This window comes from Methylocystis sp. IM3 (genome assembly GCF_038070105.1).
Taxonomy (GTDB): domain Bacteria; phylum Pseudomonadota; class Alphaproteobacteria; order Rhizobiales; family Beijerinckiaceae; genus Methylocystis.
Window position 1 is genome coordinate 3,510,863 of sequence record NZ_JBBPBZ010000002.1, and the last position, 18,093, is coordinate 3,528,955.

Genomic DNA, 18,093 nt, shown 5'->3' on the forward strand with positions numbered 1-18,093 from the left:
ATCGCGGAGGCCGGCGCGCGACGCCCTGACGGGAGCGCCGGCCCGAGCCCGTTTCAGGCGGCGGGCGCTTCGAGGCCCAGAATGTGGGAGATTTCAGCGAGCGTCGCTTTTTCCTTCTCGCTCATCCGAATACCGCCGAAGCCGAGGAACGTATCTTCGAGCCCGGCTTGCGCGACCGTGCGCGCAATGTCGAGAAGCCAGGATTTGAACGGCGCGGCATGCTCCCCGGCGGGCGCTTCGAGGCCCAGAATGTGGGAGATTTCAGCGAGCGTCGCTTTTTCCTTCTCGCTCATCCGAATACCGCCGAAGCCGAGGAACGTATCTTCGAGCCCGGCTTGCGCGACCGTGCGCGCAATGTCGAGAAGCCAGGATTTGAACGGCGCGGCATGCTCCCCGGCGCGCGCGTCGAGGAGGGCGGCGACCTGTCCGAGAGACGCGAGCGCGCGATGCTTGATCTCGTCGAGACCGGCGCCCTGAACGATCGTGCGGACGCCCTCGCGCGCATCGGCGCGCCCCCCCGAAGAGGAAAGTTCCTCGGCGACGCTCTTGACGAGCGCGTCGCCCGGCTGCGCGCGCGCCTCTGAAACCATGCGCGCCGCTGCAAAGCCCTCCTGCAGCAGACCGATGAAGCCGCTCGGATCGGCGGCGCTGACCGCATAGCCCGCCAGCAGGGGCGACTGAACCAGCCGCTTCCATTCGACTGGCGTGAAATCGGACTTGCTCGCCATGGCCTTGCTCCGCTGTGCGACTCTTCCAGATAGATCGCCAGACGTTGCGCGAAAAGGGCGGCTTTCACCAAGGAGCGCGGCAATGCTTTCGACAGTCCTGATCGTCCTGCTGCTCCTCCTGCTGATCGCCTCGCTGCCCAACTGGCCCTATAGCGCCGGATGGGGCTATGGGCCGGGCGGCGCCGTCGGCGCCATCCTCGCCATCGTCATCATCCTCGCCCTGCTCGGGCGGCTGTGACCTGTTCCAGCGGCTCTGTTCCTCGCGCAGCGTCGCTCAGGGAACGCCGCGCCAGATCTGGCACGAGAAAAGCAAGGCTGGTCGCGTGGCGTAAAGCTGCGCCAAGGGAGGACGCCCGATGCTCGACAAGCCCAGGATGGACAACCCCGTCACGCGCGCGCCAACCGGAGGGGCCGGCGGCAAGCCTGGGCCGACGAAGAGCCTGAAATTCTCGCCTGTTGGCGGCTTTGGTCCCGGCAGACGGGCCGAAGGGGCCGGATTCCGACGGGCCACGCGCCCCATCAATCTCGAGCGACGCGCATGTTTTGCGCGCTTCGACGCCTGATCCCGACTGGCGCGGCGGCGCCGCCAGATTGAGCAAGCCGATTTGCAACGAAGGCGCCGCCCGGTTGCTGCGCTTCAGATATCCAGATCGCGATAGACGGCGACTTCCCTTTCGCGCGCCAGACGCGCGTCCTCGCCCGCGCGCACGCCGCGCCAGACATCGAAGAGCATCACCAGCGTCGTGAAGAGGCCCGTCAGCTTGGCCGTCAGGAAGCCGAAGGGAAAAACGATGCGCTCCGGCGGCACGATGAACTGCGCGCCGATGAAGATCGACGCGGCGTTTATGAAATAGGCCGGCCGATAGAGGGATTTTTCCGTCCAGGCGCTGCGCGCATAATGACGCGAATGCCGCTTCACCGCCCTGTTGTAATCAGGATTGGGGAGCAGGCCGAAGAAGCGGCGCTTGGGCGGCAGGGCGTTGGGTCCGGCGATCAGCGCCCGCAAGAGCTGCTTCATCTCGAAATGGGCGACCACGGCGAGAAGCAGATTGGCCGCCACGAGGCCAAGCTTGAGCTCCGGCAGCGAGACGTAGAGCTGCGCAGCCATGTCGACGAACAGAAGCTGCGTCGCCGCATTGAGCGCAAAGGCCGAACGATGGAAAGCCGCGCGGTTGATGCTCTGGATCTTCTCGTCGAAGAAGGCGACGCCAGGCTTGTCGCGCACGAGAATATGAAGTGTCAGCCGCTCCTCTTCGTCGAGCGCCCAGCGGCGGCCCAATTCGTCGATCGTCTCGCTGGGCGTCGCGCCCTTGGGGATCTTGAAGGTGACGCGCGCCGTGAAGGCGGAGAGGCGCGCGATGAAGCCGCGCGCCGCCGCGTAATGCGACGTGACCGTGCCGAGAAGCTTTTCGGGTTCCGCCATTTTGACCTTTCCGGCGCCGCTTTCGCGCGCCCCGAAGGGCGCGGCGAAGCGACTCGCCGGAAACTTATGCGGCTTTGCTGGGCCTTCGCAAGAGAGCGCGCTCAGTGTCCCCCGGCGTCGGCGGCGCGGGCCGCCTCGAAGAGGAACCAGGTGCGTTTTTCGGTCTCGTCGAGATATTGTTCGATCAGGCTCGCTGTCGCGACATCGTCCCAGTCGTCGCAGATCCCATGCGCCTCGCGCATCGATCTGGCGACGGCGATATTGTCGTTCATGAGCTCCACGAGCATGCCATAGGGCGAAACGAAGTCCTTCTCGTTCTCGGTCAGCGAGGCGAGCGCCAGAATCTGCGCAAGCGAGCGCAGGGTCGGCTGGCCGAGCTTGCGAACCCGTTCAGCGAGCGGATCGATAGACTCGAGAATCTGCTCGCTCTGCTCGTCTAGCATTTCGTGGAAGTCGCGGAAATTCGGCCCGCTGACGTGCCAGTGAAAATTCTTGGTCTTCAGGTAAAGCACATAGGCGTCGGCGACGAGCCGATTGATCCGCTCCGCGACGAGCGCCGTCGCCTCCTCGGACAGATCGCTCGGCGTGTTGAGAGCGACGCGTTCCGTGTCGCTGCTCTCAAAAATATTCAAGGGCATTTCGAGCCTCCTGCGCGCAGGCCTCCAGCGTTACGCGACAACGCGCGCTCGCGCGTCGTTGTTCCAGCGTGGAAGACGCGAAGGCCGCTCGCGCTTGGGTCAGGCGACGCGCGTCGCCTTGCGCTCGAAGAACAACGCCTGGCTGATCGTCGCCTTCACGGTGTCGACCTTGTAGGGCTTGCTGATGAGGAAGGCGGGCTCGGGACGCTCGCCCGTCAGCAGCCGCTCGGGGAAGGCGGTGATGAAAATGACCGGGCAATCGAAATTCTCGAGAAGCTCGTTGACCGCATTGAGGCCGGAACTGCCGTCGGCGAGCTGGATATCGGCCAGGATCAGGCCGGGCCGATGGCCTCTGGCGAGTTCGATCGCCTCCCTGTGCGTCCGGGCGACGCCGATGACATTGTGCCCGAGATCGCGCGCGATGAATTCGATGTCCTGCGCGATGAGCGCCTCGTCCTCGATGATCAGCACGTCGGTCGCCACCCGCTCGGCGATCTCGCGGCCGGCCTGAGCGATCAGCTGCTCGACTTCCTGCGGCGTGACCGCGAGAATGGCGGCCACATCCTCGATCGAGAAGCCTTCCACCGTGCGCAACAGAAAGGCCTGGCGCGAGCGCGGCGTCAGCAGGCTGACATTGCGCTCTGCGGGCGAAACCTCGTCCTCCGGCCGATCCTCCACATTGAGCGTAATCGACGACCAGGAAAGCATGAACAGATGGTAGAGGCCAACCTTCGCGGACATGTTCGGCGGAAAGGCGTCGATATCGGCGATCAACGCCTCGAGCGTCGCCACGACATAGGCGTCGCCGCTCTTTTGCGAACCGCAGAGCGCGCGCGCGAAACGGCGAAGGTAGGGGAGATGCGGAGCGATCTCTCGTGAGATGTTCATGACGGCACCCTGCGGTCTTTGGAGAGTCTGCTTGCGCGGTTGAGCAATACGCCGCGCCGGGTTAGAAATCCACTTTTTCCGACTGGAACGAACGAGCCTTCCCGGTGTTGCCTATTTGGGCGCCTGGAGCGAGGGCGCTCTAGCAGGGCGCCACTCTGAAGAAGCGGCGTTCGCGGGGCTGTCGATGATGCAGGAAAACGAGCGCGAGGAAGGCAAGGCTCTTGCGGCGCGGGAGGGCGGCGACGCCCGAAATGGCGACGATCAGGTCGACGGAGTCGATACGGCCTTTCTGGAGCCACATATTCAGGAGCAATTGGGCCGGGTGCTGCGCTCATTCTGCGACGACCTCATTCAACAGCCGATTCCCGACAAATTCGTCATGCTGCTCGCCCAGCTCGAAGCCAAACAGCGCGAGAAAAAATGACTGACGCTGCGTTCGGAGAGCAGATGGTGGCGCAGATTCCCTACCTGCGCGCCTTCGCCATTTCTCTCTCGGGGTCATATAGCGTTGCCGACGACCTCGTCCAAGATACGCTGGTGAAGGCGTGGTCGCACGCCGACAGCTTCGAGCCGGGCACGAACTTCCGCGCCTGGCTGGTCACGATCCTGCGGAACACCTATTTCTCACAATATCGCAAACGCTCCCGCGAGGTGCAGGACAGCGACAACGTCCTCGCCGAGCAAATCCCCGTGAAGGGAGGACAGGAATCGAACGTCACCATGCAGGACGTGCAGAAGGCGCTGAACAAGCTTGCCCCGGAGCACCGCGAAATCCTGCTGATGATCGGCATCACCGAGCTCTCCTACGAGGAGGCGGCTCAGGTCTGCAACATCGCCGTGGGGACGGTGAAGAGCCGTCTGAACCGCGCCCGCGCCAAGCTCGCCGAACATCTCGGCCTCCACGGCGTTCATGAGATCGACTACGACCCAACCATGACCGGGCTTGCCGCCCGCAAAAGCACAAAGGCGCTCTAGACCCTTTAAATATTTTCCGCCGCCTCCGATCGAGTTGGAACCCGGCGAAGGCCTCGCTGGTTCGACCCGAAATGGGGTGGTCCCACAAGAGATGCGGCGAGCAGAGCAACAGGCGGCGAGCGCCCGGAGCGTCGGGTTTGCGCGCGCGGAGCAATTTGGTGATCGGACGGAGCCGGTGGCGGATTCTCAGCTTCGCTGTCTCGCTGGGATTGTGTGATGCGCGCCGGGCGCTAGCGGCGCAGCTTTTCCTGATTCCAAGAGCCGACCCTGCCCTCGCGGGGGCGGCGGGCGTCCTGCTGGGGATCGCCCTCGCCATCGCCCTTTATGTGATTTTCCGCCTCGACCAGAACCGCCGCCGGGCAGCCGCCGCCGCCCACAGGCTGGCGGAGATGGCGCAACGGATGAAGGCTGGCGATCAGCCGGAATGGACGACGACGGGCGTCGCCGACATCGACGACATCGCCCGCACGCTCGAAGCGTTCGAGCAGCGGCTTCGGCGCAAGCGCGGACTGCTGACGCAGCTGAACTCGGAGGTGCTGCGCGGCGGCGGGTCCAATGGCTTCAACAATCAGCTTCGCGCCATCATTGACGCGCTTCCGGTGGGCGTTCTGCTCGCCGAGGCGCCGAGTGGCCGCATCCTCGAGGGCAACCAGGCCCTCGAGTCGATCCGGCGCGGCCCCGTCATCTATTCGGACGGCGTCAGGCATTACCGGAATTGGGTCGCCGTGCATGAAAACGGCGAGCCGGTCACGCCGGACGAATATCCTCTGGCCCGCGCCCTCGCCGGCGAGGAGCGGCCGGTTCTCGAATGCCGGCATCAGCGCGGCGATGGGTCCTGGGGCTGGGTCAACATCGTCGGCTCGCCGATCCGCAACGAGCAGGGCGGGATCATCGCCGCGATCATCGCCGTCACCGACATCGACGAGATCAAGAGCGCCGAGGATCACCGGCGCAGCATGAACATGGAGCTGCACCACCGGGTGAACAATTCGCTCGCGATGATCCAGGGCATCGCCAACATCACCGCCCGCACCGCGACGGACTTTTCCTGCTTTCGAAGCAGTTTCTCGGATCGCATCCAGTGCCTGAGCCGCATTTCCACCCTGCTCGTGAAGAAGTCCTGGACGGAGACGCCCGTGCGCGAACTGGTGGCGACGGCGCTCGCCTCCGACAGCGCCGCTCTGCGCGACCGCGTCGCCCTGTCGGGAGAAGATGTGGAGTTGCGCTCTGAAGTGGCGCTCGCGCTCGGCATGGCGCTGCACGAGCTTCTCTCCAACGCCGAGCGTCACGGCGCGCTCTCGGCCGACAAGGGATGGATTTCCGTCGACTGGCGCGTCGCCGACAGCGAAGGGCGCCGCCTCATGGTCGAGTGGAAAGAGCATGGCGGACCGCCCGTCGCCGAGCCGGGCCGCACGGGCGTCGGGCAATATCTCATGAAGTCGGTGCTGTCCCGCCAGTTCGGCGGCGACATCGACTTCTTCTACGAGCCCGACGGCCTGCGCGCGACGCTCACCGCCGAGATATGAGGCCTCATCCCTCTCCGGGCTTTTGCGGCGTCACCCGCAGCGCGGTGACGCGGTTCCTGATCTTGCGCAGAACCTCGAAGCGGAAGCCGTGAAAGGTGAACACCTGCCCGGCGTCGGGAATGGCGCCGGCTTCGTGGATGACGAGGCCCGCGATGGTGGTCGCCTCCTCGTCCGGCAGGCTCCAGGCCATGACGCGATTGAGATCGCGGACCGGCACGGCGCCATCGACGAGCACGGAGCCGTCCGGCTGCGGCCGCACCCCCTGCACGGCGAGATCGTGCTCGTCGCGAATGTCGCCGACGATCTCCTCGAGAATGTCCTCGAGCGTGACGAGGCCCATGACCTCGCCATATTCGTCGACGACCAGCGCGAAATGCGTCTTGCGCTTGAGGAAGGCCTCGAGTTGATCTTCGAGCGTCGTCGCTTCCGGCACGAACCAGGGGGCGAACATCACTTCGTCGATGCTGATCTTCGAGGCGTCGCCGCCGGCGGCGTCGAGCGCGCGCAACAGATCCTTCGAATGCAGCACGCCGACGAAATTATCCGGCCGGTCGCGCCACAGGGGCATTCGGGTGAAGGGAGAGGACAACACCTCGCGCACGATCTGTACGGGCGGCAGGTCGGCGTCGATGGTGCGCATCTTGGTGCGATGGATCATCACATCCGCGACATGCAGCACCTGCAGATCGAGCACGCCGCCGAACATGTCGCGAGCCGCGCGCTCGACATTGCCTTCCTCGTGCAGGATATCGACCGCGCCCTTGAGCTCCTCATAGGGCGAGAGCATGGTGCGGCCGTGGCCGAGTTCGACGCCGACGAGGCCGAGCACCATGCGCACGATCCATTCGACGGCCGCGAGAACGGGGCCGAAGATCGAGACGAAGGGCGTGATGAAGCGCACGACGCGCAGCGACATCGCGTCCGGGTAATTGATCGCGAGCGTCTTCGGCAGCACTTCCGCGAAGACGAGAAGCAGCACGGTCATCAGGATGGTGGCGTAGACCGCGCCATTTTCGCCGGCGATGGCGGTCAGCACGCTCGTCGTGAAGGCGGAGCCGCCGATATTGACCAGCGTGCTGCCGAGCAGCAGCGCGGCGATCATGCGGTTGCGCTGGCGCAGCAGGCGATTGACGGCGCCGGCGCGCCGGTCGCCCTCCTTCTCCAGCGTATGCATCCGCGCATGGGACGCGGCCGTCAGCGCCGTTTCGGAACCCGAAAAAAAGGCGGAGAGCAGAACACAGAGAAAGACGATCAGCACATCCGACCATTCGAATTGCGCGCCGCCGGTTCCAAGGCCATGCATGGTCGCTTACGCTCGCGCGAGTTCGTCGTTCAGGAAACCCAGCACTTCGGCCGGCTCGACCGATTTGGCGATGAAGGCTTCGCCCACGCCGCGCATGAGGATGAAGGTCAGCGCGCCGCCCTCGACTTTCTTGTCCTGATACATCGCGTCCAGAACGGCCTGGGCGTCGCTCCGCCAGCCGGGGATCTGGCGGATCTCCGTCGGCAGGCCGACGCTCGCGAGATGGCGCGCGACGCGCTCGGCGTCCTGCGGCGCGCAGAGCCCGAGCCGCGCAGAAAAGCGCGCGGCGCAGGCCATGCCGATGGCGACGCCTTCGCCATGCACGAGCCGGGCGCTGTCGTAACCCGTGAGAAGTTCGAAGGCGTGGCCGAAGGTGTGGCCGAGATTGAGCAGGGCGCGGTCGCCCTGTTCCGTCTCGTCGCGGCCGACGATCGCGGCCTTGGTCTCGCAGCTCACCGCGACGGCGCAAATCTGCTCGGCGCGGCTGTGGAACACCGCCTCGGCGTCGGCCTCGAGCCATTCGAAGAACCGCTTGTCGCCGATGAGGCCGTATTTCACCACCTCGGCGTAGCCGGCGCGATATTCGCGCAGCGGCAGGGTGCGCAGCACGTCGACGTCGGCCAGAACGAGAGAGGGCTGGTGGAAGGCGCCGATGAGGTTCTTGCCATGGGCGGAGTTGATCCCCGTCTTGCCGCCGACCGAGGAGTCGACCTGCGAGAGCAGGGTCGTCGGGATTTGCACGAAGCGCGAGCCGCGCCGCACGCTCGCCGCGACATAGCCGGCGAGATCGCCGACGACGCCGCCGCCGAAGGCGACGATGAGGTCGCGCCGTTCGATCTTGGCGGCCAGAACCTCGTCGCAGACGCGCCCGAAGGTCGAAAGCGATTTCGAGCCCTCGCCGGGCGTCACGACGATCGTCTTGTGGCGAATGCCCGCCTTCGAGAGGCTCTCCTGCAAGGCGGGCAGATGCAGCCGCGCGACATTCTCGTCCGTGACGATCGCGCAGGCCGCGCCGGGCGCGACCTTCGCGATATGGGCGCCAGCTTCCTCCACAAGGCCCGCGCCGATGAGAATGTCGTAGGAGCGCCCGCCGAGCGCGACATGCACGGTCTCGCGATGGGTCGCCCCCTGGTCCGCCTGGATGCGCTCGAGATGAAGATGTGTCATGGCCTTGGCGAAATCCTTCTTCTGGGCGGCGCGGCGCGTGGCGTCGAGGCGGGGCAGTTCGTCGGTGAGGGCGTCGAGCGTCGCCTCCACCATGACCTCCTGCGGTTCGTCTCGCGATTCGACCCGGATGTCGGCCTGTTCATAGATCGGCCGGCGCGTTTCGAGCAGGCGGCGCAGCGTCTCCTCGGGGTCGTCGGTATGTAGCAATGGCCGGTCGTTCTTGCGGCGGACGCGCTTCATCAGCGTCTTGAGATCGGCGTCGAGCCAGATGGAGACGCCGCGCTCGCCGATTCGCTCGCGGGTGCGCGGGTCCATGAAGGCGCCGCCGCCGGTCGCGAGCACGATCTGCCCGCTGTTGAGCAGGCGCATGATGACGCGACGCTCGCCGTCGCGAAAATAACGCTCGCCATATTTGGCGAAGATTTCAGGAATGGTCATGCCGGCGGCCGCCGCGACGATCTCGGCGTCGGCGTCGACGAAGGGTAGGCCGAGGCGTGCGGCGAGGCGCTGGCCGATAGCGCTCTTTCCGGAGCCCATCATGCCGACAAATACGAGGGCGCGGCCGGCGAGCGCCGTCTTGATGGCGGCGGCGCGCTCATCCGCGACGCCGGGCGTCGGCGCCGGCGTCGGGCCAAGAGGGAGCGGTCGAGTCATGGCGGCAATCTATACTAAAGCGCGCGGGAAATTCAGCCCGTCTCGGCGGCCTGCGCGAGAAACGCCGACACGAAGGACGGCAGGCGCGGATCGTCGTAGCGGCCGGGCGCCAGAAAATGAACGTCGCACAGCTCCGGCTCGGCCTCGGCGGCGAGAAAGGCGCGGACGCGGGCGACGATCTCCTGCGCCGGGGCGGGCCAGTCGATGCGCTTGACGCAGGCGATGCGCTGCCGGTCGTAAATTACCGTAAAGCCGTCGGCCGCGACGCCCTCGGCGGCGTCGAGGCCTGTCTCTTCGCGCAGCTCGCGCCAGAGATTGCCGAGCAAATCCACCGAGCCGTCGGCCGCCACATCGTCGGGATCGGGCGTGCCGGCGGGAAAATAGCGTTGGCCCTCGGCGGAGTGGCCGGGGGCCATTTCACCGAGCAGATAGGCGCCGTCGCTCGAGCGCACCGCCGGGGCAGAGAAGCAGTTGAAGACGCTCCTGTCGGGCCAGCCGAAATCGCGCCAGGCCAGAAACAGCGAGAAACGGGTCTCGAAGGCCTCGATCTTCAGCACACGCCGCCCGTTCTCCGTCTCGATGGCCACGCGGCTCGCGAGCAGCACCGGGCCGTCGTAGAGCGCCGGGCTGACGGCGCGTCGCGCCGCCCAGTGGCGCTCGATCCGCTGCGCCTCTCTCTGCGCGAAGGCCCAATCGTGCTGCACAAGGCGGCAGTCGAGCCGATCGACGCTGTCGAACACCGGCGTTTCGCTCAAAGACGCAGCCTTCCCTCGCCGACCCGCACGACCTGGCCCCCGATCGAGACGCGCGCGAGCGCGCCGTTCTCGACCCACATGCGCAGGGTCATGCGGGAGGGCCGGCCCATGGCGTAGCCCTGTTCGATGAACAATTCATGCTCGCCGTCCTCGGGCCGCTCGAAGGCGAGCGCCACGGCGGCGAAAGCCGCCGCCGCCGAGCCGGTCGCCGGGTCCTCCTCGAAGCCCAGCCCGTGCGCCAGCATGCGGGCATGGACGGCCGCAGCGGGATCGATGGTCTCGCGCGTATAGAGAAAGACCCCGGCGGCGTCTCCGAGCGCGGCCGCAAAGGCCTCCGGGGCGCGTCGGGCGCGATCGAGCGCGGCGCGCGAGCGCAGCGGCGCGAAGACGAAAGCCGGTCCCGCCGCGAAGGCGCTCGGCGCATGGGCGTCGAAGCCGATGTCTTCCACGGGGAGCGACAGGGCGGCGGCGAGCGCCTGCGGCGAGGGCGCGGGACCCGCCTCGCAGGGCGTCATGGGCAAGGCGCATTCGGCATAGGTCGCGCCGTTCCGGCCGCGGAACGTCTCGCAGCGCAGCGGTCCGACCGCCGCCTCCAGAACCACGACGACGCCGGTCCGAGCGAGCGCGTCGGCGGCGCGCGTCTCGGCGAGCAGCGCCGCGGCGCCGATCGTCGGATGGCCGGCGAAAGGGAGCTCCCGGCCGGGCGTGAAGATGCGCAACGCGGCGCTGTGGACGGGGTCGCGCGGCGCGACCAGGAAAACCGTCTCGCTCAGATTGAATTCACGCGCGATCGCCTGCATCTCCTGCGCGGAGAGCGCCTCCGCATCCTCGACGACGGCGAGCGGATTGCCGCTGAACCGGCGGTCGGCGAACACGTCGAGGAGATGGTAGGCGAGACTGCGCACGCGCTGCGATCAGCCCTGCATCTGCATCAGCGCGACGGTGTCGCGGAATTCGACCAGTTCGACGATGCGCCCGTTCTCGAAGCGGATAAAATCGGCGAGCTCCACGACGCCGCGCCGTCCGGTGCCACGGTGGCGCCATTCGACCGTGCGGCGCGCCGCGACGGCCCCGCCATCGACGATCATCTGCGACGGCGTCGCGCCGACCTGTTCGAAGTCGATATTGATGGCGCGGATGATGCTGGTGAGCGCATCGACGCCGCAATGGCGGCCGGCGTAGAAAATTGTCGCCGGATCGCCGACAAACTCGCTCACGACATCCGCCGCGCAATAGATCCGGAACAGGTCGATGTCCGGTCCCTCGCTGGAGAAATTGCCGAGCGCCATCAGCCGCCGCGCCATTTCCTCGCGGCTGAGGCAAGGTGGCGGCGGATCGAGCATCTCGGCAAAGCTCCTCAGCCGAACGCCCGAAAAGCGGGAATCGTCACGATGGTCTATGAATTCGTCCATTTCCGCGACGCGCCCGTTTCGCCAGCGCAGGAAATGCGCGAGATCCCTGCAAAGAACGGCGTTATTGGCGCGCCGCCGCCAGCTCCCTCTCCAGCGCACCGCCGCGCGGTCGCCCTCGACCAGCACATCCAGAACCTCGGCGTCGAGCGGCTCGAAGGCGATGTCGGCGCGCCGCAGAGTCTCCCTGAGGGCGTCGTGTCCGGACCACCGGCCCGCGGGAAAGAACGCGAGCTTCTGGCAATTCCCGCGCAGCTCCACGTCCTCGACGAAAAACTTCAGGAACGCCTCGGCGTCGCCCGACATGCGGGCCGCGATCACCTCATGCACGCGCCGGAGCGTCTCTTTCTCGGCAGCTCGGCCAGATGGCCCGCCCAATCCATACATGTTCTCTCCGCCCGTCCTCTTGCGCCGCTCAAGCAACGCTTGAGGATTGTTTTTGGGAGCATTAGAGCCTCTGGAGCAGAGGTTGTCGACAATTTGTTTCCCAACCAGCGCGCGTCCCGCGGGGCCGCCTGTCTGTCAGTCTTGCATCCGCAGCAGCGAGACGGTGTCCCGGAACTCGATGCACTCGACGATCAAGCCATTGTCGAACCGAACGAAATCCGCGAGTTCGCAGACCCCCGTCCGGCCCGTGCCGCGGTGGCGCCACTCGACCTGCCGCCAGCAGGCGGCGCGCGCGTCCTCGATCAGGATCCTCGAAAGGCCCAGCGGCCGCTGCTCGAAATCCACATGGACCGCCCGGATGATTCCGAGCAGCGCATCGACGCCCGTGTGGCGCCCGGCATAGGGCAGACGGGCGCGATCGCCCGCAAAATCGCAGATGATGTCGGGGGCGCACCATTTCAGAACGAGCGCGGGCTCCGGGCTCCCCGACTCGAACTCGAGCAGCCGGCGCGCGCGCCGCTCCATCTCGCCGCGCGGCAGTCCGGGTGGCCGGGGGGTGAGCAGGGTCTCGAAGGAGGGCAGGCAGGCGCATGCGGGCGTCGAGCGGCAATGGGCGTCGAAGAACTCATGCATCTCCACGACGCGGCCCTGGTCCCAGCGCAGGAAATGCGCCGCGTCATTGGTGTAGATTCGCCCGTTGTCGTGGCGTCGCCAGTCGGCGCGCCAGCGCACCACGGCCTCATCGCCGTCCACGAGCACGTCGATGATTTCGTGGTCGCCGGGGAGGTAGTTCTCGTCCGTGCGCCGGAACAGTTCGCGCAGCCCGTCGGCGCCGCGCCAGACGGCCGGTCCGACCATCCCCTCCCGCCAGCTGTGGCAGGACAGCACGACCCCCGGATCGACGAAGCTCGCGAACCGGTCGTAGTGCCGGCGCATCCGGCAGTCGAGCATTTCGGCAATGACGAAGCGTTTATCCGTCGCGCTCAGCGCGAGGTCACGGCTCCCCCCAACCGGCATATCCCCATCCCCCGGCCTCCGCGCGCCATCTGTCGGGACCGCGCGCGCCTCCGCCCCGGCGCGCGCGTCCGATGGAGTCGGTATGATGGGATCAGTTGCGCTCTTTGTCGACAAGCTTGTTCTTGCCGATCCAGGGCATCATGGCGCGAAGACGGGCGCCGACTTCCTCGATCGGATGGGCGGCGTTGCGGGCGCGGGTCGCCTTGAACGAGGTCTGGCTGACCTTGTTCTCGAGCATCCAGTCGCGGGTGAACTTGCCGGACTGAATGTCCTCGAGAACGCGCTTCATCTCCGCCTTGGTCGCAGGGGTGACGATGCGCGGGCCGGTGACATATTCGCCATATTCGGCGGTGTTCGACACCGAATAATTCATATTGGCGATGCCGCCCTCGTAGATGAGGTCGACGATCAGCTTCACTTCGTGAAGGCACTCGAAATAAGCCATCTCCGGCGCATAGCCGGCCTCGACCAGCGTCTCGAAGCCGTTGCGGATCAGCTCGACGAGGCCGCCGCAGAGCACGACCTGCTCGCCGAAGAGATCGGTCTCGCATTCCTCGCGGAAGGTGGTCTCGATGATGCCGGCCTTGCCGCCGCCAATGGCCGAGGCGTAGGAAAGCGCAATGTCCTTGGCGTTGCCGGAGGCGTCCTGATGGACCGCGACCAGGCAGGGAACGCCGCCGCCCTTGAGATATTCGCCGCGCACGGTGTGGCCGGGGCCCTTGGGGGCGACCATCAGCACGTCGAGATCCTTGCGGGGCTCGATGAGGTTGAAGTGGATGTTGAGGCCATGCGCGAAGAAGAGCGCCGCGCCCTGCTTCAGATTCGGGGCCAGCTCATTGGCGTAGATCTCGCCCTGCAGCTCGTCGGGCGTCAGCATCATGACGACGTCGGCCCATTTGGCGGCCTCCGGAACCGTCATCACCTTGAGGCCGGCGGCTTCCGCCTTGGCGGCGGAGGCGGAGCCGGGGCGCAGGCCGACCGCGACTTCCGGAACGCCGCTTTCCTTCAGATTGAGGGCATGGGCGAAGCCCTGGCTGCCGTAGCCGATGATGGCGACCTTCTTGCCCTTGATCAGATTGATGTCGGCGTCCCGATCGTAATAAACGCGCATTTCCTGTCGTTCCCTCAAGTGTCTGGCGGATGGCGGATGACGGGGCCGCCCGTGCGTGACGTCATGAATTTCGCGCGCCCTTTTACGCGGCGGCGCCCCGAAGGTCAAAGGCCCTCAGATCGGCTCCGGCCCGCGCGAAATGGCGGCCACGCCCGTGCGCGACACCTCGACGAGGCCAATGGGGCGCATGAGGTCCACGAATTCGTCGATCTTGTCCGGACGGCCGGTCAGTTCGAAGATGAAGCTTTCGGTCGTCGCGTCGACGACGCGGGCGCGGAAGGCCTCGGCGAGTTGAAGCGCGTCGTTGCGGTCCTCGCCGCGGCCGCGCACCTTCACCATGGCGAGCTCGCGCTCGAGCGACCGCTTGGAGACTGTGAGATCCGTGACCTGCCGCACCGGCACGATGCGCTCGAGCTGGTGGTGAATCTGCTCGATCGTCTCGGGCGCGCCCGACGTCACGATGGTGATGCGCGAGCGATGCTCGGCATGCGCCACTTCGGCGACGGTGAGGCTCTCGATATTGTAGCCACGCCCCGAAAACAGGCCGACGACGCGCGCGAGCACGCCGGGCTCATTGTCCACGAGCACGGAGAGCGTATGCGACTCGATCTTGGAGCTGCTCGTGGAGGCGGAATAGGGAGAAGGCGGAGAGGCGGGAGCGTTCATGATCGACCTGTCTTGTCGCCGTCATCGCGCTCTGGCGATGACGGCCGAATAATCTGAGCGGCGCGAGGCGTCACACCAGCATCTTGCCCTTTTCGTCGATGATTGCGCCAATGTCGACGCCGGCGTCGTCGGAGAGATCGGCGAGCAGCATGTCATTATGCGCCTTGCCCGAGGGGATCATCGGGAAGCAGTTCTCGACCTTGTCGACGACGCAGTCGAAGATCACCGGCCCGTCGTAATCGAGCATGTCCTGAATGGCGGCGTCGAGCAGCTTCGGGTCCGAGCAGCGGATGCCCTTTCCGCCGAAGGCTTCGGCGAGCTTCACGAAATCCGGCAGCGCCTCCGAATAGCTGTGCGAATAGCGCCCGCCGTGCAGAAGCTCCTGCCACTGGCGCACCATGCCCATATATTCGTTGTTCAGGATGAAGACCTTCACCGGCAGCCGATACTGGATCGCCGTCGACATCTCCTGAATGTTCATCAGGATCGAGGCTTCGCCGGCAATGTCGATCACGAGCGCGTTCGGATGCGCGAGCTGCGCGCCGATCGCCGCCGGCAGGCCATAGCCCATGGTGCCGAGGCCGCCCGAGGTCATCCAGCGGTTGGGCTCCTCGAAATGATAATGCTGCGCGGCCCACATCTGATGCTGGCCGACTTCGGTGGTGATATAGGCGTCGCGATCCTTCGTCAGCGCATAGAGGCGCTGCACGGCGTATTGCGGCTTGATCGTCGTGTCGGAGTTGCGGAAGGCGAGAGACTTCTTCTCGCGCCATTCGTCGATCTGCGCCCACCAGTGATCGAGCGGCTGCTTGTCCGCATGCATCGCCTCGGCGCGCCAGGTGCGCACCAACGCCTCGAGCACATGCCCGCAGTCGCCGACGATGGCGAGATCGACCTTGACGTTCTTGTTGATCGACGAGCGGTCGATGTCGATGTGGATTTTCTTCGAGCCGGGCGAGAAGGCGTCGAGGCGCCCGGTGATGCGGTCGTCGAAACGCGCGCCGACGGCGATCATGAGATCGCAGTCGTGCATGGCGTTGTTCGCCTCATAGGTGCCATGCATGCCGAGCATGCCGAGCCAGTTCTGGCCCGAGCCCGGATAGGCGCCGAGCCCCATCAGCGTCGAGGTGATGGGAAAGCCCGTGAGGCTCACGAGTTCGCGCAGCAGCGCCGAGGCCGAGGGGCCGGAATTGATGACGCCGCCGCCCGTGTAGAAGATCGGGCGCCTGGCGGCGGCCATCATCCGCACCGCCTCGCGAATCTGCTCCATATCGGCGTCGAGCTTGGGCTGATAGGTCTTGTGCTGCGCCCCGCGCGGGGCCGAATAGACGCCGCGCGCGAATTGCACGTCCTTCGGAATGTCGATGACGACCGGGCCGGGACGCCCCGAGGTCGCGACATAAAAGGCTTCGTGCAGAATGCGCGGCAGGTCCGCGATGTTCTTCACGAGATAATTGTGCTTCGTGCAGTGGCGGGTGATGCCGACCGTGTCGCATTCCTGAAAGGCGTCGGAGCCGATGAGATGCGTCGGCACCTGGCCGGTGATGCAGACCACGGGGATCGAGTCCATCAGCGCGTCGGTCAGGCCCGTCACCGTATTGGTGGCGCCGGGGCCGGAGGTGACGAGCAGCACGCCGACCTTGCCCGACGAGCGCGCATAGCCCTCGGCCGCATGGGCCGCGCCCTGCTCGTGACGCACGAGAATGTGCTTCACCTTCTCCTGGTGGAAGAGCACGTCATAGATCGGAAGGACGGCGCCGCCCGGATAGCCGAAAATAATCTCGACGCCCTGATCCTTCAGGGCTTCGACCACCATTTCTGCGCCGGTCATTTCCTTCGACATGGTCTTCGTTCCGATCTTCACTTCCTGCGGCGGGCGAATTCACTGGAGAAGCGGCCGCGCCTCGGGCAACAAAAAAGGCCCTCTCGGGGCCTTGGGTCAAGCGCCATCGGCGGAAGCTGGGGCTATCCCCGCTCCGTCTCCGGCGCCGTTTCTACTACGAGAAGACCGCGCATTGCGCCCCGCTTATCCTTGATGCGCAGACGTTACGGGAGGCGGGGGCGAGAATCAAGCGGCCCGCCCCTCAAAAATGAGGCCGATTCACGACCCGCCAGGGCGAGGCGGGCCGGGACGAAGCGGCCGGCTCACGCCCCTTCGGCCGCCAGCGCCTTCTCGACCGCCGGGTCCGCGGCCATCATGTCGTGATGCGCCCGCACGGCGGGAAAGGCCGAAAGACCGTCGTCGAGGAGCGTCTGCGCCCAGCGCTCCATCGGGAAAACATAGGCGTCGAGATAGCTGCGCCTGTCGCCGAGGAAAAAGCGCCTGCCCGTCAGATGCGCATCGACGAGCCGGAATTTCTTGTGCGCCAGCGCCTTGGCGGCCTCGCGGATGTCGTCGAAGGCCTCCTTCTCCCGCGCCCGCGTATAGCGATTGGGGACGAAGAGCGGGAAGAAGGCCGGATGCAGGTCGCCGGTGATGAAGAAGCTCCAGCGGTCGGCTTCCGCCTGCTCCCTCTCCCCGCCCTCGATCCCGAGCCCCGCCTGCGGATGGCGCCGGGCGAGATAGCGCAGGATCGCCGCGTCCTGGGTGAGAATCCAGCCCTCGCCCGTATCGAGCGCCGGCACGGCCCCGGCCGGATTGATCTTCAGATAGTCCTTGTCGCCGAACTCCACTTCTTTCGTGGCGTAAGGCGCGCCGATCCATTCGAGCGCGATATGCGCCGCGAGCGAGCAGGCGCCGGGATGGTAGTAGAGCGTGAGCATGGCGGGGGCTCCCTTTCAAAGTTGCGCCCGACCCCACATAGCGCGCCGAGGCGGCCGCGCTTCGCCCTAACGCTTCGCCTTCGCCACCGCCGCAGCCATCACGCCCTCGACCGCGCCCTCCAGCACCGTCGCCGGATCGGCGGTGCGCGCCGGATCGAAATGGCCGGAAATGGTCAGCATGGCGACGCCATGGGCGACGGCCCAGATTTGCAGCGCCACATGGCGCGCGCCCTGCGCCGCGGCGCCCGCCTGCTGGAGCCAGGCGACGACCGCCCGCCACAAGATTTCGAGCGCATGATCGGCCGCGCCGCCGGCCTGCGGATCGGCGAGCGTCGCCGCCTGCCCGAACATCGCCGCGTAAAGCCCCGTCTCCTCGCGGGCGAAGGCGAGATAGGCCCTGCACATGGCGCGCATCGCCGCCTGCGCGTCGGGGCGGCCGTCGTCCCAGGCGGCCTCGATCTTCTCGCCGAAGGTCTCGAACCCCTGCCGGGCGATTTCGGAAAGCAGCGCGTCCCGGCCGGAAAAATGCCGATAGGGCGCGGCGGACGTGACGCCGGCGCGGCGGGCGGCCTCGGTGAGCGTCAGGGCCGAGGGACCGCCCTCGGCCAGAAGCTCGACGCCCGCGTCGACCAGCGCCTGTCTGAGCGAACCGTGATGATAGCCGCGCTTCACATGCATCGGTT

The 18,093-nt window shown here is 66.3% G+C and carries 19 protein-coding genes; 4 read left to right on the top strand and 15 right to left on the bottom strand.

The window, feature by feature from the left end:
* Positions 1-53: 53 nt before the first annotated feature.
* A complete protein-coding gene (locus tag WOC76_RS19135; protein WP_341431540.1) occupies positions 54-728 on the bottom strand; it encodes a hypothetical protein in 675 nt (224 codons plus the stop codon).
* Between the two features lie 82 nt (positions 729-810).
* On the opposite strand from WOC76_RS19135, the gene WOC76_RS19140 reads away from it, so the two are divergent.
* Entirely contained in the window at positions 811-966 is a 156-nt protein-coding gene (locus WOC76_RS19140) for a DUF3309 family protein (RefSeq protein ID WP_341104510.1), read from the top strand.
* Positions 967-1,365: 399 nt separating this feature from the next.
* On the opposite strand, the gene WOC76_RS19145 is transcribed toward WOC76_RS19140, so the two are convergent.
* The 3 genes from WOC76_RS19145 to WOC76_RS19155 all read right to left on the bottom strand — a co-directional run bounded on the left by WOC76_RS19145 (position 1,366) and on the right by WOC76_RS19155 (position 3,677).
* Entirely contained in the window at positions 1,366-2,151 is a 786-nt protein-coding gene (locus WOC76_RS19145) for a hypothetical protein (RefSeq protein ID WP_341104509.1), read from the bottom strand.
* Positions 2,152-2,252: 101 nt separating this feature from the next.
* Entirely contained in the window at positions 2,253-2,789 is a 537-nt protein-coding gene (locus WOC76_RS19150; protein ID WP_341104507.1) for a Dps family protein, read from the bottom strand.
* A gap of 99 nt (positions 2,790-2,888) precedes the next feature.
* Positions 2,889-3,677, bottom strand: a complete 789-nt coding sequence (locus WOC76_RS19155; protein WP_341104506.1) for a response regulator — start codon at positions 3,675-3,677, stop codon at positions 2,889-2,891.
* A gap of 184 nt (positions 3,678-3,861) precedes the next feature.
* On the opposite strand from WOC76_RS19155, the gene WOC76_RS19160 reads away from it, so the two are divergent.
* The 3 genes from WOC76_RS19160 to WOC76_RS19170 all read left to right on the top strand — a co-directional run bounded on the left by WOC76_RS19160 (position 3,862) and on the right by WOC76_RS19170 (position 6,178).
* Positions 3,862-4,101 (top strand): NepR family anti-sigma factor, encoded by a 240-nt coding sequence (locus tag WOC76_RS19160; protein WP_341104504.1) that lies wholly within the window; start codon positions 3,862-3,864, stop codon positions 4,099-4,101.
* A complete protein-coding gene (locus WOC76_RS19165) occupies positions 4,098-4,652 on the top strand; it encodes a sigma-70 family RNA polymerase sigma factor (protein WP_341104503.1) in 555 nt (184 codons plus the stop codon). Before WOC76_RS19160 ends, WOC76_RS19165 begins: the two co-directional genes overlap by 4 nt.
* Positions 4,653-4,810: 158 nt before the next feature.
* Positions 4,811-6,178 (top strand): HWE histidine kinase domain-containing protein, encoded by a 1,368-nt coding sequence (locus WOC76_RS19170; RefSeq protein ID WP_341104502.1) that lies wholly within the window; start codon positions 4,811-4,813, stop codon positions 6,176-6,178.
* Positions 6,179-6,182: 4 nt separating this feature from the next.
* Here the strand turns inward: WOC76_RS19170 and WOC76_RS19175 are convergent, their stop codons facing one another.
* The 11 genes from WOC76_RS19175 to WOC76_RS19225 form a co-directional block, all read right to left on the bottom strand.
* Complete coding sequence (locus tag WOC76_RS19175) at positions 6,183-7,481, bottom strand: HlyC/CorC family transporter (protein ID WP_341389391.1); 1,299 nt, start codon at positions 7,479-7,481, stop codon at positions 6,183-6,185.
* 6 nt (positions 7,482-7,487) lie between these two features.
* Entirely contained in the window at positions 7,488-9,302 is a 1,815-nt protein-coding gene (gene aroB / locus WOC76_RS19180; protein ID WP_341104501.1) for a 3-dehydroquinate synthase, read from the bottom strand.
* Between the two features lie 32 nt (positions 9,303-9,334).
* Positions 9,335-10,057: an NUDIX hydrolase gene (locus WOC76_RS19185; RefSeq protein WP_341104499.1), complete on the bottom strand. Its 723-nt coding sequence runs from the start codon at positions 10,055-10,057 to the stop codon at positions 9,335-9,337.
* Positions 10,054-10,962 carry a PhzF family phenazine biosynthesis protein gene (locus WOC76_RS19190; protein WP_341104497.1) on the bottom strand — a complete coding sequence of 303 codons (909 nt, stop codon included), beginning with the start codon at positions 10,960-10,962 and terminating at the stop codon, positions 10,054-10,056. Before WOC76_RS19190 ends, WOC76_RS19185 begins: the two co-directional genes overlap by 4 nt.
* A gap of 9 nt (positions 10,963-10,971) precedes the next feature.
* On the bottom strand, positions 10,972-11,853 hold the full coding sequence (locus WOC76_RS19195; protein WP_341104494.1) for a nuclear transport factor 2 family protein: 882 nt from the start codon (positions 11,851-11,853) through the stop codon (positions 10,972-10,974).
* A gap of 135 nt (positions 11,854-11,988) precedes the next feature.
* Positions 11,989-12,870: a nuclear transport factor 2 family protein gene (locus WOC76_RS19200; protein ID WP_341389399.1), complete on the bottom strand. Its 882-nt coding sequence runs from the start codon at positions 12,868-12,870 to the stop codon at positions 11,989-11,991.
* 91 nt (positions 12,871-12,961) lie between these two features.
* Positions 12,962-13,981 carry a ketol-acid reductoisomerase gene (gene ilvC / locus WOC76_RS19205; protein ID WP_341104490.1) on the bottom strand — a complete coding sequence of 340 codons (1,020 nt, stop codon included), beginning with the start codon at positions 13,979-13,981 and terminating at the stop codon, positions 12,962-12,964.
* A gap of 114 nt (positions 13,982-14,095) precedes the next feature.
* Positions 14,096-14,647 carry an acetolactate synthase small subunit gene (ilvN, locus tag WOC76_RS19210; protein ID WP_341104488.1) on the bottom strand — a complete coding sequence of 184 codons (552 nt, stop codon included), beginning with the start codon at positions 14,645-14,647 and terminating at the stop codon, positions 14,096-14,098.
* Positions 14,648-14,717: 70 nt separating this feature from the next.
* Positions 14,718-16,490 (bottom strand): acetolactate synthase 3 large subunit, encoded by a 1,773-nt coding sequence (locus WOC76_RS19215; protein WP_341104485.1) that lies wholly within the window; start codon positions 16,488-16,490, stop codon positions 14,718-14,720.
* Positions 16,491-16,792: 302 nt separating this feature from the next.
* Entirely contained in the window at positions 16,793-17,410 is a 618-nt protein-coding gene (locus WOC76_RS19220) for a glutathione S-transferase family protein (RefSeq protein ID WP_341104483.1), read from the bottom strand.
* Positions 17,411-17,476: 66 nt separating this feature from the next.
* The gene (locus tag WOC76_RS19225; protein WP_341104482.1) at positions 17,477-18,088 is read right to left on the bottom strand and encodes a TetR/AcrR family transcriptional regulator; all 612 of its coding nucleotides are present in this window, start codon (positions 18,086-18,088) and stop codon (positions 17,477-17,479) included.
* Positions 18,089-18,093 lie beyond the last annotated feature (5 nt).

What these genes read in the sequence shown, in the direction of transcription:
- ilvC (WP_341104490.1), bottom strand. Translation starts at nt 13,981, where the DNA reads ATGCGCGTTTATTACGATCGGGACGCCGACATCAATCTGATCAAGGGC.
- WOC76_RS19150 (WP_341104507.1), bottom strand. Translation starts at nt 2,789, where the DNA reads ATGCCCTTGAATATTTTTGAGAGCAGCGACACGGAACGCGTCGCTCTC.
- WOC76_RS19140 (WP_341104510.1), top strand. Translation starts at nt 811, where the DNA reads ATGCTTTCGACAGTCCTGATCGTCCTGCTGCTCCTCCTGCTGATCGCC.
- WOC76_RS19160 (WP_341104504.1), top strand. Translation starts at nt 3,862, where the DNA reads ATGATGCAGGAAAACGAGCGCGAGGAAGGCAAGGCTCTTGCGGCGCGG.
- WOC76_RS19220 (WP_341104483.1), bottom strand. Translation starts at nt 17,410, where the DNA reads ATGCTCACGCTCTACTACCATCCCGGCGCCTGCTCGCTCGCGGCGCAT.
- WOC76_RS19155 (WP_341104506.1), bottom strand. Translation starts at nt 3,677, where the DNA reads ATGAACATCTCACGAGAGATCGCTCCGCATCTCCCCTACCTTCGCCGT.
- WOC76_RS19215 (WP_341104485.1), bottom strand. Translation starts at nt 16,490, where the DNA reads ATGTCGAAGGAAATGACCGGCGCAGAAATGGTGGTCGAAGCCCTGAAG.
- WOC76_RS19195 (WP_341104494.1), bottom strand. Translation starts at nt 11,853, where the DNA reads ATGTATGGATTGGGCGGGCCATCTGGCCGAGCTGCCGAGAAAGAGACG.
- WOC76_RS19145 (WP_341104509.1), bottom strand. Translation starts at nt 2,151, where the DNA reads ATGGCGGAACCCGAAAAGCTTCTCGGCACGGTCACGTCGCATTACGCG.
- WOC76_RS19225 (WP_341104482.1), bottom strand. Translation starts at nt 18,088, where the DNA reads ATGCATGTGAAGCGCGGCTATCATCACGGTTCGCTCAGACAGGCGCTG.
- WOC76_RS19135 (WP_341431540.1), bottom strand. Translation starts at nt 728, where the DNA reads ATGGCGAGCAAGTCCGATTTCACGCCAGTCGAATGGAAGCGGCTGGTT.
- ilvN (WP_341104488.1), bottom strand. Translation starts at nt 14,647, where the DNA reads ATGAACGCTCCCGCCTCTCCGCCTTCTCCCTATTCCGCCTCCACGAGC.
- aroB (WP_341104501.1), bottom strand. Translation starts at nt 9,302, where the DNA reads ATGACTCGACCGCTCCCTCTTGGCCCGACGCCGGCGCCGACGCCCGGC.
- WOC76_RS19200 (WP_341389399.1), bottom strand. Translation starts at nt 12,870, where the DNA reads ATGCCGGTTGGGGGGAGCCGTGACCTCGCGCTGAGCGCGACGGATAAA.
- WOC76_RS19165 (WP_341104503.1), top strand. Translation starts at nt 4,098, where the DNA reads ATGACTGACGCTGCGTTCGGAGAGCAGATGGTGGCGCAGATTCCCTAC.
- WOC76_RS19175 (WP_341389391.1), bottom strand. Translation starts at nt 7,481, where the DNA reads ATGCATGGCCTTGGAACCGGCGGCGCGCAATTCGAATGGTCGGATGTG.